Genomic DNA, 16,014 nt, shown 5'->3' on the forward strand with positions numbered 1-16,014 from the left:
TGATGGCTGAGGCTTTCAATCGAAAGCCCGGCCACGCAAAGAACTGTACCTCCGGGTACAAACGGGATGGTAAGGAGTTAATTGTGAAAAAGTTGTTATTAGCTGCAGGTTTCGGTTTGGCAATGGCTGCGTCAGCTCAGGCCGCTGACAAAATTGCGATTGTTGATATGGGTAGCCTGCTGCAGCAGGTTGCGCAGACTTCCGGCGTTTCTCAGACCATGAAAAACGAATTCGGCGGTCGCGCGAGCGAACTGCAAAGCATGGAATCCGACCTGCAAGCAAAAGCACAGCGTTTGCAGCGTGACGGTTCCACGATGAAGGCAAGCGATCGTAGCAAGCTGGAAAAAGACATTGCTACTGGTCGTCAGGCATTCGCTCAAAAAGCGCAGGCTTTCGAGCAGGATCAGGCTCGTCGTTCTAATGAAGAACGCGGCAAGCTGGTGACTCGTATCCAGACCGCAGTGAAAAAAGTGGCTTCTGATCAGGGTGTTGATCTGGTTGTTCCTTCCAACGCCGTTATTTACAACAGCAACGATGTAAAAGACATCACCGCTGATGTACTGAAACAGGTTAAATAAGTAATGCCTTCAATTCGACTGGCTGATTTAGCTCAGCAGTTGGATGCAGAATTACACGGTGATGGCGATATCGTCATCACCGGCGTTGCGTCCATGCAATCTGCCGTAGCGGGCCATATCACTTTCATGGTCAACCCTAAGTACCGTGAACACCTGACCGCATGTCAGGCCTCTGCCGTTGTAATGACGCAGGACGACCTTCCCTTTGCCAATAGCGCTGCGCTGGTCGTAAAAAATCCGTACCTGACCTATGCACGTATGGCGCAAATTCTTGATACCACGCCGCAGCCTGCGCAGAACATCGCGCCTGGAGCAGTTATTGATCCAACGGCTCAGCTGGGTAGTAACGTGGCAATTGGCGCAAACGCCGTGATCGAATCTGGCGTTAGTCTGGGCGATAACGTCGTCATTGGTCCGGGTTGCTTCGTTGGGAAAAATACAAAAATTGGCGCGGGTTCGCGTCTGTGGGCCAATGTCTCCATTTACCATGAGATTGAGATCGGTGAAAATTGCCTGATCCAATCCGGCACGGTGATAGGTTCCGATGGCTTTGGCTATGCCAACGACCGTGGCAACTGGGTTAAAATCCCACAGCTTGGTCGCGTCATCATCGGTAATAACGTTGAGATCGGCGCATGTACGACCATCGATCGTGGTGCGCTGGATGATACCTGCATTGGTAACGGTGTCATCATTGATAACCAGTGTCAGATTGCACATAACGTTGTGATTGGCGACAATACCGCGGTTGCCGGTGGCGTCATCATGGCGGGTAGTTTGAAAATTGGTCGCTATTGCATGATTGGCGGCGCCAGCGTAATCAACGGGCACATGGAAATTTGCGACAAGGTTACCGTAACGGGGATGGGGATGGTCATGCGTCCTATCACTGAGCCGGGTATTTACTCCTCAGGTATTCCGTTGCAACCGAACAAAGTGTGGCGAAAAACCGCAGCCCTGGTGATGAATATCGATGATATGAGCAAGCGCCTGAAAGCTATCGAGCGCAAGGTTAATCAACAAGACGAATAATTCATCCGCATAACGCTTGTACACAGAAGAATTCGGGGGACAGAAAAGCCTCTGCACCTCGAAGAATAAAGTGTATATACTTCCCGGCCTGTTGGCATTCTTATGATTGCCGCGGGCCGTGTTATTATTGCCTTTTAGTATATTTGGACAGGAAGAGTATTTTGACTACTGACACTCATACTCTGCACATTGAAGAGATCCTGGAGCTTCTGCCGCACCGCTACCCGTTCTTACTGGTTGATCGTGTGCTGGATTTTGAAGAAGGTCGTTTTCTGCGCGCAGTCAAAAATGTTTCGGTAAACGAGCCATTTTTCCAGGGACACTTCCCTGGCAAACCGATTTTCCCGGGCGTGCTGATTCTTGAAGCAATGGCGCAGGCAACCGGTATTCTGGCGTTTAAAAGCGTTGGCAAACTGGAGCCGGGTGAGCTGTATTACTTCGCCGGTATCGACGAAGCGCGCTTTAAGCGTCCTGTTGTGCCAGGCGATCAGATGATCATGGAAGTCACTTTCGAAAAAACCCGCCGTGGCCTGACCCGTTTTAAAGGGGTTGCGCTGGTAGACGGTAAAATTGTTTGTGAAGCTACTATGATGTGTGCACGTAGCCGGGAGGCCTGATACGTGATTGATAAAACCGCCTTTATTCATCCTACTGCCATTGTTGAAGACGGTGCCGTTATCGGTGCTAACGCTCATATTGGCCCATTTTGTATTGTGGGACCTCACGTTGAAATTGGTGAGGGTACCGTACTGAAATCTCACGTCGTCGTGAATGGTCACACGACTATTGGTCGTGACAACGAGATTTATCAGTTCGCCTCCATCGGCGAGGTTAACCAGGATTTAAAATATGCTGGTGAACCGACTCGTGTGGAAATTGGCGATCGCAACCGCATCCGCGAAAGCGTCACCATCCACCGTGGCACAGTACAGGGTGGTGGGTTGACGAAGGTGGGCAGCGATAACCTGCTGATGATTAACGCGCACGTTGCGCATGATTGCACCGTTGGAAATCGCTGTATCCTCGCAAATAACGCAACGCTGGCGGGGCATGTTTCCGTCGACGACTTTGCAATCATCGGCGGCATGACCGCAGTGCATCAGTTCTGCATTATCGGTGCACACGTGATGGTTGGCGGCTGTTCTGGTGTTGCCCAGGATGTACCGCCTTACGTGATCGCTCAGGGCAACCATGCCACTCCGTTTGGTGTGAACATTGAAGGCCTGAAACGCCGTGGCTTTAGCAGAGAAGCGTTAGTGGCTATCCGTAATGCGTACAAATTGCTGTACCGCAGCGGTAAAACGCTGGAAGAGGCGAAACCGGAAATTGCTGAGCTTGCTGCTAAGCACCCGGAAGTTGACGCATTCATGCAGTTCTTTGAGCGCTCAACACGTGGTTTGATTCGTTAATGAACGACGCGCGTCCTCTTACGATAGCCCTCGTCGCCGGAGAAACCTCCGGCGATATTCTTGGGGCCGGTCTTATCCGTGCGCTGCGAGCTCGCCTGCCGAACGCGCGTTTTGTTGGCGTCGCAGGGCCGCGTATGCAGGCCGAAGGCTGCGAAGCCTGGTATGAAATGGAAGAGCTGGCGGTAATGGGCATCGTTGAGGTGCTGGGGCGTTTGCGCCGTTTGCTACATATCCGTGCCGATTTAACCCGTCGATTCAGCGAACTGAAACCGGATGTGTTTGTCGGTATCGACGCGCCGGATTTCAATATTACCCTTGAAGGCAATCTGAAAAAGCAGGGTATTAAAACCATTCATTATGTCAGTCCGTCCGTCTGGGCGTGGCGACAAAAACGCGTTTTCAAAATCGGCAGAGCCACCAATCTGGTGCTCGCGTTTCTGCCTTTCGAAAAAGCGTTTTACGATAAATTTAACGTACCGTGCCGTTTCATCGGCCATACCATGGCGGATGCCATGCCGCTGGATCCCGATAAGAACGCGGCGCGGGCGCATCTGGGGATTGCTGATAACGTGCACTGTCTGGCTTTGCTGCCGGGCAGTCGCGGTGCGGAAGTTGAAATGCTGAGTGCCGACTTCCTGCGGACCGCGCAGTTGTTGCGCGAGCGCTACCCCGATCTTGAAGTGGTTGTGCCGCTGGTCAATGCGAAACGGCGTGAGCAGTTTGAACGCATCAAAGCGGAAATCGCACCGGAACTGCCAGTGCATATGCTTGATGGTCAGGCGCGGGAAGCAATGATCGCCGCAGATGCCGCGCTGCTGGCTTCAGGAACCGCTGCGCTGGAGTGCATGCTGGCGAAATGCCCAATGGTAGTTGGCTATCGCATGAAACCATTCACTTTCTGGCTGGCAAAACGGCTGGTAAAAACGCCCTATGTTTCGCTGCCAAACTTGCTTGCCGGGCGTGAACTGGTTAAAGAGTTGCTCCAGGATGAATGTCATCCGCAGGCGCTCGCTGCCGCGCTGGAACCCTTACTGGCCAACGGTAAAACCAGCCACGAGATGCACGACATTTTCCGCGAACTGCATTTGCAGATTCGCTGCAATGCCGATGAACAGGCGGCTGACGCCGTACTGGAGTTAGCACAATGATAGAGTTTGTTTATCCACATACGCATTTGGTCGCGGGTGTGGATGAGGTCGGTCGCGGCCCGTTGGTGGGGGCGGTGGTGACAGCGGCGGTGATCCTCGATCCCGAACGTCCTATTGTCGGTCTGAACGATTCTAAAAAATTATCCGAAAAACGCCGTTTGTCGCTCAGCCATGAGATCAAAGAGAAAGCGCTGGCCTGGTGCCTTGGCCGCGCGGAGCCGCATGAAATCGACGCGTTGAACATTTTGCATGCCACCATGCTGGCAATGCAGCGCGCCGTTGCCGGGCTGGCAATCGCGCCCGAGTTTGTGCTGATCGATGGTAACCGTTGTCCGGCTTTACCGATGCCTTCGCTGGCGGTGGTAAAAGGCGATAGCCGGGTCGCAGAAATTAGCGCCGCGTCTATTCTCGCCAAAGTGGCCCGCGATGCGGAGATGGCAGAACTTGATATCATTTTTCCGCAATATGGCTTTGCGCAGCATAAAGGCTATCCTACGGCTTTCCATCTGGAGAGGCTGGCGGAGCACGGCGCAACCGAACATCACCGACGCAGCTTTGCGCCGGTCAAACGCGCGTTGGGTCTTGCGTCCTGATTCTTGTGAACGTGAAATAAACCAGGCTGGAATCTAAAAATGGCTGAACCACGTTTCGTACACCTGCGGGTGCATAGCGACTATTCCATGATTGACGGGCTGGCGAAAACCGGGCCGCTGGTAAAAAAGGCGGCTGCGCTCGGCATGCCTGCGCTGGCGATCACCGATTTTACTAACCTGTGTGGTCTGGTGAAGTTTTACGGAACGGCGCACGGTGCCGGGATGAAGCCGATCGTTGGTGCCGATTTTCATGTGCAAAGCGATCTGCTTGGCGACGAGCTGACGCAGTTGACTGTTCTCGCTATCAACAATACGGGTTATCAAAACCTGACGCTGCTAATCTCGCGTGCTTACCAGCGCGGTTATGGCGCGCTTGGTCCGTGGATTGATCGCGACTGGCTGCTGGAGCTCAATGAAGGGTTGATTCTGCTTTCCGGCGGGCGCATGGGCGACGTGGGTAAAAGCGTACTGCGTGGCAATAGCGCACTGGTAGAGCAGTGTCTTGAGTTCTACAAAACCCATTTTCACGATCGCTACTACCTGGAGTTGATCCGCACAGGGCGAGCGGACGAAGAGCCTTACCTGCATGCCGCCGTCGCGCTGGCAGAAGAGCATGGCTTGCCGGTTGTTGCTACCAACGATGTGCGGTTTATTGATGCCGGCGACTTCGACGCCCATGAGATCCGCGTGGCGATCCACGACGGTTTTACCCTCGACGATCCCAAACGCCCGCGTAACTATTCGCCGCAGCAATATATGCGCAGCGAAGAGGAGATGTGCGAACTCTTTTCGGATATCCCGGAAGCGCTGGAAAACACGGTCGAAATCGCCAAACGTTGTAACGTCACCGTGCGTCTGGGCGAATACTTCCTGCCGCAGTTCCCGACAGGGGATATGACCACCGACGATTTCCTCGTGGTGAAATCAAAAGAGGGGCTGGAAGAGCGTCTGGAATTCCTCTTCCCTGATGAAAAAGAGCGCGCCGAAAAGCGCCCGCCTTACGATGAACGTCTCGATATTGAACTCCAGGTTATCAACCAGATGGGGTTCCCGGGCTACTTCCTCATTGTGATGGAGTTTATCCAGTGGTCGAAAGACAACGGCGTACCGGTAGGGCCGGGACGTGGTTCTGGTGCGGGTTCACTGGTGGCTTATGCGCTGAAAATTACCGACCTCGATCCGCTGGAGTTTGACCTGCTGTTCGAACGTTTCCTTAACCCGGAACGTGTTTCGATGCCTGACTTCGACGTTGACTTCTGCATGGAAAAACGTGACCAGGTTATCGAGCACGTGGCGGATATGTACGGCCGCGATGCGGTATCGCAGATCATCACCTTTGGTACCATGGCGGCGAAAGCGGTTATCCGCGACGTTGGCCGTGTGCTTGGTCATCCGTATGGCTTTGTCGACCGAATTTCGAAACTGGTGCCGCCCGATCCGGGGATGACGCTGGCTAAAGCGTTTGAAGCCGAACCGCAACTGCCGGAAATTTACGAAGCCGACGAAGAAGTCAAAGCGCTAATTGATATGGCGCGCAAGCTGGAAGGGGTCACGCGAAACGCCGGGAAACACGCCGGTGGCGTGGTTATCGCGCCAACAAAGATTACCGATTTTGCCCCGCTGTATTGTGATGAAGCCGGTCAGCACCCGGTTACCCAGTTCGATAAAAACGACGTGGAATATGCGGGTCTGGTGAAGTTCGACTTCCTCGGGCTGCGTACCCTGACCATCATTAACTGGGCGCTGGAAATGATTAACGCCCGGCGCGAGAAAAACGGCGAACCGCCGCTGGATATCGCTGCTATTCCGCTGGATGACAAGAAAAGTTTCGACATGCTGCAACGCTCGGAAACCACGGCGGTTTTCCAGCTTGAATCCCGCGGCATGAAAGACCTGATCAAACGTCTGCAGCCCGACTGCTTCGAAGATATGATCGCACTGGTGGCGCTGTTCCGTCCGGGGCCGCTGCAATCGGGCATGGTGGATAACTTCATCGACCGTAAGCACGGGCGCGAAGAGATCTCTTACCCGGATGTTCAATGGCAGCACGAGAGCCTGAAGCCAGTTCTGGAGCCAACCTACGGCATCATTCTGTATCAGGAACAGGTGATGCAGATTGCGCAGGTACTTTCGGGTTACACCCTTGGCGGTGCGGATATGTTGCGCCGCGCGATGGGTAAGAAAAAGCCGGAAGAGATGGCCAAGCAGCGCGGTACGTTTGAAGAAGGTGCGAAGAAAAACGGCGTCGACGGCGAACTGGCGATGAGAATCTTTGACCTCGTGGAAAAATTCGCTGGTTACGGATTTAACAAATCGCACTCTGCCGCCTATGCTTTGGTGTCGTACCAGACGCTGTGGTTGAAGGCGCACTATCCGGCCGAGTTTATGGCGGCGGTAATGACCGCTGATATGGACAACACCGAGAAAGTGGTTGGCCTGGTCGATGAGTGCTGGCGCATGGGGCTGAAAATCCTGCCGCCGGATATCAACTCGGGTCTGTATCATTTCCACGTCAACGACGATGGTGAAATTGTTTATGGCATTGGTGCGATCAAAGGCGTGGGTGAAGGTCCGATCGAGGCGATCATTGAAGCGCGTAATAACGGCGGTTATTTCCGTGAACTGTTTGATCTTTGTGCTCGCACCGATATTAAAAAACTCAATCGCCGGGTGCTGGAAAAACTGATTATGTCCGGGGCGTTTGATCGCCTTGGCCCGCATCGCGCCGCGCTAATGAACGCGCTGAGCGATGCGCTGAAAGCTGCCGATCAGCATTCGAAAGCGGAAGCGATTGGTCAGGCAGATATGTTTGGCGTTTTGGCTGAAGAGCCAGAGCAGATCGAGCAGTCCTACGCCAGCTGTCAGCCGTGGCCGGAACAGGTGGTGTTGGATGGCGAGCGTGAAACGTTAGGGTTATACCTGACAGGACACCCGATTAACCAATATTTAAAAGAAATTGAGCGCTATGTCGGAGGCTACAGGCTGAAAGACATGCATCCGACCGAGCGTGGGAAAGTGACCACGGCGGCGGGGCTCGTCATTGCTGCGCGGGTTATGGTCACCAAGCGCGGTAATCGTATCGGCATCTGTACGTTGGATGACCGTTCCGGGCGTCTTGAAGTGATGTTGTTCACTGACGCCCTGGATAAATACCAGCAACTGCTGGAAAAAGACCGCATACTTATCGTCAGCGGACAGGTCAGCTTTGATGACTTCAGCGGGGGGCTTAAAATGACCGCCCGCGAAGTGATGGACATTGACGAAGCCCGGGAAAAATACGCCCGTGGGCTTGCTATCTCGCTGACGGACAGGCAAATTGATGACCAGCTTTTAAACCGACTCCGTCAGTCTCTGGAACCCCACCGTTCGGGAACCATTCCAGTACATCTCTACTATCAGAGGGCGGATGCGCGCGCACGATTACGCTTCGGCGCAACGTGGCGTGTCTCTCCGAGCGATCGTTTACTTAACGATTTGCGTGGCCTCATAGGTTCGGAGCAGGTGGAACTGGAGTTTGACTAATACAGGAATACTATGAGTCTGAATTTCCTTGATTTCGAACAGCCGATTGCTGAGCTGGAAGCGAAAATCGATTCTCTGACCGCCGTTGGCCGTCAGGATGAAAAACTGGATATTAACATCGACGAAGAAGTGCATCGTCTGCGTGAAAAAAGCGTTGAGCTGACACGTAAAATTTTCGCCGATCTTGGCGCATGGCAGGTCGCACAGTTGGCTCGCCATCCGCTGCGTCCATACACCCTGGATTATGTCCGCCTGGCTTTCGACGAGTTCGATGAACTGGCTGGCGATCGTGCTTACGCTGACGATAAAGCCATTGTTGGCGGTATTGCGCGTCTGGATGGGCGTCCGGTGATGATCATCGGCCACCAGAAAGGCCGCGAAACCAAAGAGAAAATTCGTCGTAATTTCGGTATGCCAGCACCGGAAGGCTATCGCAAAGCGCTGCGCCTGATGGAAATGGCAGAACGCTTCAATATGCCGATCATTACCTTTATCGACACGCCGGGTGCTTATCCGGGCGTGGGCGCGGAAGAGCGTGGTCAGTCTGAAGCGATCGCCCGCAACCTGCGTGAAATGTCCCGCCTGAGCGTGCCGGTTATTTGCACCGTGATCGGCGAAGGCGGCTCCGGCGGCGCACTGGCGATTGGCGTGGGTGATAAAGTGAATATGCTGCAATACAGCACTTATTCTGTTATCTCCCCGGAAGGCTGCGCCTCCATTCTGTGGAAAAGCGCTGATAAAGCGCCGCTGGCGGCCGAAGCGATGGGGATTATCGCACCGCGTCTGAAAGAGTTGAAACTGATCGACTCGATCATTCCGGAACCGCTGGGCGGCGCTCACCGTAACCCGGAAACCATGGCTGCTTCGCTGAAAGCGCAACTGCTGGCCGATCTGGCCGATCTGGAAGTGCTGAGCAAAGATGATCTGCGTAACCGCCGTTACCAGCGTCTGATGAGCTACGGCTACGCCTGATTCTCATCCCACTCTGAAAAGCCGCACCGCTGTGCGGCTTTTTTTATACCTGCCGTTTAGCTCAACTATGCTTAGCTAAGGTTTTTAACGGAGGTAACCGTGAACATTATTGCCATCATGGGACCACATGGCGTTTTCTATAAAGATGAGCCAATTAAGGAGCTGGAGCAGGCATTACAGGCCCAGGGTTTTCAACTTATCTGGCCGCAAAACAGCACCGACTTACTGAAATTTATCGAACACAACCCGCGCATCTGCGGCGTTATCTTTGACTGGGACGAGTACTCCCTCGATCTGTGCAGCGAAATCAATCAGCTTAACGAATACCTTCCGCTGTACGCCTTTATCAATACGCACTCGACGATGGATGTCAGCATCCAGGATATGCGCATGGCGCTGTGGTTTTTCGAGTATGCGCTGGGCGTGTCCGAAGATATTGCTACGCGCATCGGCCAGTACACCCGGGAGTACCTGGATACCATTACGCCACCGTTTACCCGCGCGCTGTTTACCTATGTTAAAGAGGGCAAATATACCTTTTGTACGCCAGGACATATGGCGGGCACGGCTTATCAGAAAAGCCCGGTTGGCTGCCTGTTTTACGATTTTTTCGGCGGCAATACATTAAAAGCGGATGTCTCTATTTCTGTCACGGAGTTGGGTTCATTACTGGATCACACAGGCCCGCATCTGGAAGCCGAAGAGTATATCGCCCGCACCTTTGGCGCGGAGCAGAGCTACATGGTGACCAACGGCACGTCCACGTCGAATAAAATCGTCGGGATGTATGCCGCCCCGGCGGGTAGCACATTGCTTATTGACCGCAACTGCCATAAATCACTGGCTCATCTACTGATGATGAGCGATGTTACGCCGCTATGGCTGAAGCCTGGTCGCAATGCGCTGGGAATTTTGGGCGGTATTCCACGCCGCGAATTTACCCATGCCAGCATCGAACAAAAGGTGGCAAAAATCGCGGGCGCGCGCTGGCCGGTACACGCGGTGATCACCAATTCCACTTATGACGGGTTGTTGTATAACACTGACTGGATCAAAAAAATGCTGGATGTGCCCTCTATCCACTTCGATTCTGCCTGGGTTCCATATACCAATTTCCACCCGATTTACGCCGGGAAAAGCGGCATGAGCGGTGAGCGGGTACCGGGAAAAGTGTTCTTTGAAACCCAGTCGACGCACAAAATGCTGGCGGCATTTTCGCAGGCGTCGCTGATTCATATTAAAGGTGAATATGATGAAGACACCTTTAACGAAGCATTTATGATGCACACCACTACCTCACCGAGTTACCCGTTGGTTGCGTCTATCGAAACGGCGGCAGCGATGTTGCGCGGTAACCCTGGCAAACGTCTGGTTAACCGTTCCGTCGAGCGCGCGCTGCATTTCCGTAAAGAGGTTCAACGGCTTAAAGACGAAGCCGACGGCTGGTTCTTTGATATCTGGCAGCCAGAAGAGATTGAAGAGGCGGATTGCTGGCCAGTCGCGCCCGGCGAAACGTGGCACGGCTTTCGCGACGCGGATGCCGACCATATGTTTCTTGATCCGGTTAAAGTGACCATTCTGACACCGGGGATGGACGAACAGGGGAATATGAGTGATGACGGGATCCCGGCTGCGCTGGTGGCGAAGTTTCTTGATGAACGCGGCGTGGTGGTCGAAAAAACCGGGCCATACAATCTTTTATTCCTGTTCAGTATCGGCATCGATAAAACCCGCGCGATGGGCTTGCTGCGTGGGCTGATGGAGTTTAAACGCGCCTACGATCTGAACCTGCGCGTGAAAAATATGCTGCCGGACCTCTACGCCGAAGATCCAGATTTCTACCGCAATATGCGCATTCAGGATCTGGCGCAGGGGATCCATAAATTGATCCGTCAGCACGATCTCCCACGTTTAATGTTGCAAGCTTTCGATGTTCTTCCGGAAATGAAGCTGACGCCGCACCAGGCATGGCAGCGACAAATTCAGGGCGAGGTGGAAACCATCGAGCTGGAGCGGCTAATTGGGCGAATTTCGGCGAATATGATCCTGCCTTATCCGCCAGGCGTGCCGCTGGTGATGCCCGGTGAAATGATCACCGAAGCCAGCCGGGCGGTGCTGGATTTCCTGCTGATGCTCTGCGCTATTGGCCGCCACTATCCCGGTTTTGAGACAGATATTCATGGTGCGAAGCGGGACGAAGAGGGCGTTTACCGGGTACGAGTCCTAAAAGCCCGCTGAGCTATTGCGGGCAAACATTGGCAGGCGTAACGTTCTGGCATTCAGAAAAGGAGAAACTATGCTGGGTTTAAAACAGGTTCATCATATTGCCATCATCGCTACTGATTACGCGAAGAGTAAAGCGTTCTACTGCGATATCCTCGGGTTTACGTTGCAAAGCGAGGTCTATCGCGAGGCACGTGATTCATGGAAAGGCGACCTGGCGCTGAACGGTCAGTATGTGATTGAACTGTTTTCTTTCCCGTTCCCGCCAGCTCGTCCCAGCCGACCCGAAGCCTGCGGGCTGCGCCATTTGGCATTTAGTGTGGATGATATAGATAAGGCAGTCGCGCACCTGGCGGCTCACGGTGTGCAGTGCGAGGAAATCCGTATCGATCCCTACACTGATAAACGCTTTACCTTCTTCACCGATCCTGATGGCCTGCCGCTGGAGCTTTACCAGCAGTAATACTTGCCACTTCCAATAATGCCCGGTAACGTGCCGGGCATTACTCCGTTTTGATAATCGCTATGACCACGCCCTTTTTTGCATCAATGCCGACCACTTCGCGCCAGTTTCTGGTGGCGTTTAGTGGTGGGCTGGATTCGACGGTCCTGCTGCATAAATTGATGCTTTGGCGTCAGCAATTACCCGAGCTCAAGCTGCGTGCTATCCATATACATCATGGGCTTAGCCCTCACGCCGATGCTTGGGCGGATCATTGCCAGGTCGTTTGCACAGGCTGGCAGATCCCGCTTACGGTGGTTCGCGTTCAGCTTGTGAACAACGGGGAAGGGATCGAAGCACAGGCGCGCAAAGCGCGTTATCAGGCGTTTGCGGATGCATTGATGCCCGGCGAAGTGCTGGTTACGGCTCAGCATCTGGACGATCAATGTGAAACATTCCTGCTGGCGTTAAAGCGCGGCAGCGGACCTGCCGGGCTGGCGGCCATGCCTGAAATGATGCCTTTTGCCGGAACTCAGCTTATTCGCCCGCTATTGACACAAACCCGCGATGAGCTGCACCAATGGGCGCTTCACCATGCGCTGTCATGGATTGAGGATGAAAGTAACGCCGACGCCAGCTTCGATCGCAATTTTTTACGCTTGCAGATTTTACCGTTGCTGACGGCGCGCTGGCCGCATTTTGCCGATGCCGTTGCGCGTAGTGCCGCGCTGTGTGGCGAGCAAGAGCAGTTACTTGATGAGCTCCTCGCGGACGAACTTGTTGCGGCGATGACAGATGAAGGGGCACTGGAACTTACCCCTCTTTATGCGCTAAGCGATGCGCGCCGTCGGGCGCTGCTGCGTCGCTGGCTGGCGCAGCGCGGTGCGGTAATGCCGTCACGCGCCATGCTCGATCGCTTGTGGCAGGAAGTGGCGCTGGCGCGTGAAGATGCTTCGCCGTGTCTGCGGCTGGGCGAATTCGAGGTGCGTCGTTATCAGTCGTGCTTGTGGTGGATTCGCGCCATTGAAAGCCAGCGCGATACGCAACTGCTGTGGATTGCGCCTTTCGAACCGCTAACATTACCGGCAGGTCTTGGCGAGTTGTCGCTATTGCCGGGTGGGGAAATTCGCGCGCCCAACGCTGGCGAGGCGGTTTCGATCCGTTTTCAGGCACCCGGCATGTTGCATATCATCGGGCGCAGCGGCGGGCGCAAGCTGAAGAAAATCTGGCAGGAACTCGGTGTGGCACCCTGGCGACGTGATACCACGCCGCTGCTGTTTTATGGCGAAACATTGATTGCAGCGGCGGGGTTATTCGTTACACGAGAAGGGGCGAAAAGCGCTGAGCAAACGGGCGTACATCTTGAGTGGCGAAGATAACGGGCAACAGGCGCTGCCCGCAAAATGTCAGGACTCGCTCACCACAACGGTGCCGATTTCAGGATGGCTGAAGCTGGCAATTTTATCGAGACGCAGTTCGCGCGTTGCACCTGCGACATCAACCACCAGATACTCCACATTTTTACGTGAGACTAAATCGTTGGCTTTGGCGCTGAGCACCTCGCCGTCTTTCATTTCCAGCTTCAATAGAAGATGATGCTGGCAGGCGAGTTCAAGGTTGTCATAGTCATCACAGTTGATGGGTTGATAGGCATCATTCATTGACATAATCGCTCACCAGTAAGTTCGCGGCAGCATATGCCGCCTTTTCCCTGACCGACTCTGAAAGGGTGTCATCCGACGCCATTTCATTCAGCACTTTCAACACGCACCCCAGCGCATCCGGGATATACCCTAAATCTCCGCTGGCGATTTCCGCATAACGTCTGCGTACTAACTCACAATAATTGTTCACATCACCTCCTGTCAGCAACCTGACTTTACTGTGAGATAACACTAAGCCTACGAAGTTAAACTCTGTTTAGCAAGGTGACTATACCACAGCTTGTTAATCATTATCAGGGCGATGAATACCCACTGCGACAAGAGATAACAGCGCTTTATGCTTATATTCGCTACAATAGCGACCATTTTATGAAGGAGCGGTGATATGGCATTAAAAGCGACAATTTATAAAGCGACGGTGAACGTGGCTGATTTGGATCGTAATCAGTTTTTAGATGCAACGCTGACGCTGGCTCGCCATCCTTCCGAGACGCAAGAACGCATGATGCTGCGCCTGCTGGCGTGGATGAAATATGCGGATGAACGCCTGCAATTTACCCGCGGCCTCAGTGCTGACGATGAACCGGAACTCTGGCTACGCAATGATTATCTGGGGATCGATCTGTGGATTGAACTGGGATTGCCGGATGAAAAACGGCTGAAGAAAGCCTGCTCGCAGGCGAAAGAGGTTGCGCTTTTTACCTATAATTCCCGTGCCGCGCAGATCTGGTGGCAGCAGAATCAGTCGCGCTGCGCGGCATTTAGCAATCTGCGCATCTGGTATCTGGATGATGCGCAGCTAGCCCGTTTGAGTGCATTTGCCAGCGATCGCACGATGACGCTGCAAGCCACATTGCAGGATGGTGCTATCTGGTTATCGGATGATAGCCAGAATATGGAAATCCATCTCGAAGCCTGGCAGTCGCAATGATTGAGATCTCTCGTTCAGTCTCTATTGCCGAAGAAGAGCTGGAGATCACGGCTGTGCGGGCACAGGGCGCGGGTGGTCAACATGTCAATAAGAGCTCAACGGCGATCCACCTGCGTTTTGACATCCGGGCTTCAAGCCTGCCAGAGTACTACAAGGCGCGTTTACTGGAAGCGTCGCACCATCTGATCAGCAGCGAAGGCTGGGTGGTGATAAAAGCACAGGAGTACCGCAGCCAGGAGATGAACCGCGAAGCGGCAGTCGCTCGCCTGGTGGCGTTAATAAAAGAATTAACTGTCGTGCAAAAAAGCCGTCGGGCAACGCGTCCGACCCGCGCATCGAAAGAGCGTCGGTTATCGGGCAAGGCGCAAAAGTCGTCGGTAAAAGCGTTACGCGGCAAAGTTCGTGGTCGTGAAAGCTGACGGGTACTAACAGAATTGTGCATAAGGAATCGAGTGTGAAAAAAGCGATTTTATCTGTGCTGGCAGGGTGTACGCTCTTTGCGCTTTTCGGCTGTAACAACCGTGGCGATGTTGAGACGGTACAGCCAACACAAGTTGAAGAGTTGAAACCGATGCAGCAAAGCTGGCGTGGTGTTTTGCCCTGCGCGGATTGCGAAGGGATTGAAACATCCCTCTTTCTCCAGAAAGACGGTAGTTGGGTGATGAACCAGCGCTACCAGGGAGGAAAAGCGCCCGCGGTGTTTGCCACTTATGGGAACTGGGCGCGCACGGCAGATAAACTGATCCTCACCGATACACACGGTGATAAAACCTTTTTCCGCGCCAAAGGCGATGCACTGGAGATGCTTGATCAGGAAGGCAATCCCATCACTTCGTCGCTTAATTACACACTGCAGCCGGTGAAAGCCGCGCTACCGGCGACGCCAATGGCGATGCGCGGCATGTATATGTACATGGCTGATGCGGCAGTCTTTACCGATTGTGCAACTGGCAAGAAGGTAACCGTAGCCAGCAATGCGCAGCTTGAGCGTGACTATGCGGCAGCGCGCGGAACGGAAACCAAGCCGATTCTGCTGGTGGTTGAAGGGCATTTTACCGTTGAGCCAAATCCGGATACCGGTGCGGCGCAGAAAGTGCTGGTGACGAATAAGCGCGGTAAGTTCAGCCCTGACAAAAGCTGTGATGATTAAGCATTAGCACCACAAAAATTTGCCTTCATAGAAGGGTTCGAAATCGTAAGAAGAAACGTCTGCCGATCCTGTTAGATTTAAATCCAACAACCATGAGGCAAAACCAAATCCCGGTGCTAACTACGACTACAGAACGTGGTTTTCAGATAGTCATAAAAAAAGCCCCGCATTTGGACTGACCCCATAAAGTTGGACAGTTCATGTTAAGCGGCTTTCAGGGCCTGGGTTCGGTACTCTACCGGACTCAGGCCTTTTAATTTCAGGCTTATCCGCTTGTTGTAGTAACAGATGTATTCCTCTATCGCCTTTCTCAGTTCGTTGACACTGTCCCACCTGCTCAGATAAAAACA

17 protein-coding genes are annotated in these 16,014 nt (G+C 53.5%); 14 read left to right on the plus strand and 3 right to left on the minus strand.

All coding sequences use genetic code 11. The features are described 5' to 3' along the window. The first annotated feature begins 83 nt into the window (after nucleotides 1-83). From skp to tilS, 11 genes are all read left to right on the plus strand, one after another. A complete protein-coding gene (gene skp / locus ACFX4O_RS15315; protein ID WP_131407948.1) occupies nucleotides 84-578 on the plus strand; it encodes a molecular chaperone Skp in 495 nt (164 codons plus the stop codon). A 3-nt stretch (nucleotides 579-581) separates the two neighbouring features. Then, nucleotides 582-1,610: a UDP-3-O-(3-hydroxymyristoyl)glucosamine N-acyltransferase gene (gene lpxD / locus ACFX4O_RS15320; RefSeq protein ID WP_020456612.1), complete on the plus strand. Its 1,029-nt coding sequence runs from the start codon at nucleotides 582-584 to the stop codon at nucleotides 1,608-1,610. A 161-nt stretch (nucleotides 1,611-1,771) separates the two neighbouring features. Continuing rightward, nucleotides 1,772-2,227, plus strand: a complete 456-nt coding sequence (gene fabZ / locus ACFX4O_RS15325; RefSeq protein ID WP_017458006.1) for a 3-hydroxyacyl-ACP dehydratase FabZ — start codon at nucleotides 1,772-1,774, stop codon at nucleotides 2,225-2,227. 3 nt (nucleotides 2,228-2,230) lie between these two features. Then, entirely contained in the window at nucleotides 2,231-3,019 is a 789-nt protein-coding gene (lpxA, locus tag ACFX4O_RS15330; RefSeq protein WP_065369271.1) for an acyl-ACP--UDP-N-acetylglucosamine O-acyltransferase, read from the plus strand. Further along, nucleotides 3,019-4,167, plus strand: coding sequence for a lipid-A-disaccharide synthase (lpxB, locus tag ACFX4O_RS15335; protein ID WP_131407946.1), 1,149 nt, complete (start codon nucleotides 3,019-3,021; stop codon nucleotides 4,165-4,167). The genes lpxA and lpxB overlap by 1 nt, the downstream gene beginning before the upstream one ends. Continuing rightward, nucleotides 4,164-4,760, plus strand: a complete 597-nt coding sequence (gene rnhB / locus ACFX4O_RS15340) for a ribonuclease HII (protein ID WP_131407944.1) — start codon at nucleotides 4,164-4,166, stop codon at nucleotides 4,758-4,760. Before lpxB ends, rnhB begins: the two co-directional genes overlap by 4 nt. A gap of 39 nt (nucleotides 4,761-4,799) precedes the next feature. After that, entirely contained in the window at nucleotides 4,800-8,282 is a 3,483-nt protein-coding gene (dnaE, locus tag ACFX4O_RS15345; RefSeq protein ID WP_380209203.1) for a DNA polymerase III subunit alpha, read from the plus strand. 12 nt (nucleotides 8,283-8,294) lie between these two features. Further along, a complete protein-coding gene (gene accA, locus ACFX4O_RS15350; RefSeq protein WP_131407940.1) occupies nucleotides 8,295-9,254 on the plus strand; it encodes an acetyl-CoA carboxylase carboxyl transferase subunit alpha in 960 nt (319 codons plus the stop codon). Between the two features lie 99 nt (nucleotides 9,255-9,353). Next, the gene (locus tag ACFX4O_RS15355; RefSeq protein ID WP_380209206.1) at nucleotides 9,354-11,492 is read left to right on the plus strand and encodes a lysine decarboxylase LdcC; all 2,139 of its coding nucleotides are present in this window, start codon (nucleotides 9,354-9,356) and stop codon (nucleotides 11,490-11,492) included. Between the two features lie 58 nt (nucleotides 11,493-11,550). Further along, on the plus strand, nucleotides 11,551-11,940 hold the full coding sequence (locus ACFX4O_RS15360) for a VOC family protein (RefSeq protein WP_020456619.1): 390 nt from the start codon (nucleotides 11,551-11,553) through the stop codon (nucleotides 11,938-11,940). Between the two features lie 62 nt (nucleotides 11,941-12,002). Continuing rightward, entirely contained in the window at nucleotides 12,003-13,298 is a 1,296-nt protein-coding gene (tilS, locus tag ACFX4O_RS15365; protein WP_380209207.1) for a tRNA lysidine(34) synthetase TilS, read from the plus strand. Between the two features lie 27 nt (nucleotides 13,299-13,325). Here tilS and rof read toward each other — a convergent pair whose 3' ends face one another. Together rof and ACFX4O_RS15375 are read right to left on the minus strand one after the other, a co-directional pair. Beyond that, nucleotides 13,326-13,586 carry a Rho-binding antiterminator gene (gene rof, locus ACFX4O_RS15370; protein WP_380209209.1) on the minus strand — a complete coding sequence of 87 codons (261 nt, stop codon included), beginning with the start codon at nucleotides 13,584-13,586 and terminating at the stop codon, nucleotides 13,326-13,328. Continuing rightward, nucleotides 13,573-13,773 carry a YaeP family protein gene (locus ACFX4O_RS15375; protein WP_017458016.1) on the minus strand — a complete coding sequence of 67 codons (201 nt, stop codon included), beginning with the start codon at nucleotides 13,771-13,773 and terminating at the stop codon, nucleotides 13,573-13,575. Before ACFX4O_RS15375 ends, rof begins: the two co-directional genes overlap by 14 nt. A gap of 195 nt (nucleotides 13,774-13,968) precedes the next feature. On the opposite strand from ACFX4O_RS15375, the gene ACFX4O_RS15380 reads away from it, so the two are divergent. The 3 genes from ACFX4O_RS15380 to nlpE are packed head-to-tail and all read left to right on the plus strand — an operon-like array spanning nucleotide 13,969 to nucleotide 15,664. Beyond that, nucleotides 13,969-14,514 carry a YaeQ family protein gene (locus tag ACFX4O_RS15380; RefSeq protein ID WP_380209211.1) on the plus strand — a complete coding sequence of 182 codons (546 nt, stop codon included), beginning with the start codon at nucleotides 13,969-13,971 and terminating at the stop codon, nucleotides 14,512-14,514. Further along, nucleotides 14,511-14,933, plus strand: coding sequence for an alternative ribosome rescue aminoacyl-tRNA hydrolase ArfB (gene arfB / locus ACFX4O_RS15385; protein ID WP_380209213.1), 423 nt, complete (start codon nucleotides 14,511-14,513; stop codon nucleotides 14,931-14,933). The genes ACFX4O_RS15380 and arfB overlap by 4 nt, the downstream gene beginning before the upstream one ends. Nucleotides 14,934-14,968: 35 nt before the next feature. After that, a complete protein-coding gene (nlpE, locus tag ACFX4O_RS15390; protein ID WP_380209215.1) occupies nucleotides 14,969-15,664 on the plus strand; it encodes an envelope stress response activation lipoprotein NlpE in 696 nt (231 codons plus the stop codon). Nucleotides 15,665-15,867: 203 nt separating this feature from the next. On the opposite strand, the gene ACFX4O_RS15395 is transcribed toward nlpE, so the two are convergent. Next, on the minus strand, nucleotides 15,868-16,014 hold a 147-nt coding region (locus ACFX4O_RS15395), incomplete at its 5' end, for an IS3 family transposase (protein ID WP_380209236.1).

The organism is Kosakonia sp. YIM B13571, from assembly GCF_042788095.1.
In the GTDB taxonomy this organism is placed as follows: Bacteria; Pseudomonadota; Gammaproteobacteria; order Enterobacterales; family Enterobacteriaceae; genus Kosakonia; species Kosakonia quasisacchari.

Excerpts from the sequence above, each read along its gene's own strand:
- tilS (WP_380209207.1), top strand. The coding sequence starts at position 12,003 with ATGACCACGCCCTTTTTTGCATCAATGCCGACCACTTCGCGCCAGTTT.
- ACFX4O_RS15380 (WP_380209211.1), top strand. The coding sequence starts at position 13,969 with ATGGCATTAAAAGCGACAATTTATAAAGCGACGGTGAACGTGGCTGAT.
- accA (WP_131407940.1), top strand. The coding sequence starts at position 8,295 with ATGAGTCTGAATTTCCTTGATTTCGAACAGCCGATTGCTGAGCTGGAA.
- lpxB (WP_131407946.1), top strand. The coding sequence starts at position 3,019 with ATGAACGACGCGCGTCCTCTTACGATAGCCCTCGTCGCCGGAGAAACC.
- rof (WP_380209209.1), bottom strand. The coding sequence starts at position 13,586 with ATGTCAATGAATGATGCCTATCAACCCATCAACTGTGATGACTATGAC.
- lpxD (WP_020456612.1), top strand. The coding sequence starts at position 582 with ATGCCTTCAATTCGACTGGCTGATTTAGCTCAGCAGTTGGATGCAGAA.
- rnhB (WP_131407944.1), top strand. The coding sequence starts at position 4,164 with ATGATAGAGTTTGTTTATCCACATACGCATTTGGTCGCGGGTGTGGAT.
- dnaE (WP_380209203.1), top strand. The coding sequence starts at position 4,800 with ATGGCTGAACCACGTTTCGTACACCTGCGGGTGCATAGCGACTATTCC.
- ACFX4O_RS15360 (WP_020456619.1), top strand. The coding sequence starts at position 11,551 with ATGCTGGGTTTAAAACAGGTTCATCATATTGCCATCATCGCTACTGAT.
- arfB (WP_380209213.1), top strand. The coding sequence starts at position 14,511 with ATGATTGAGATCTCTCGTTCAGTCTCTATTGCCGAAGAAGAGCTGGAG.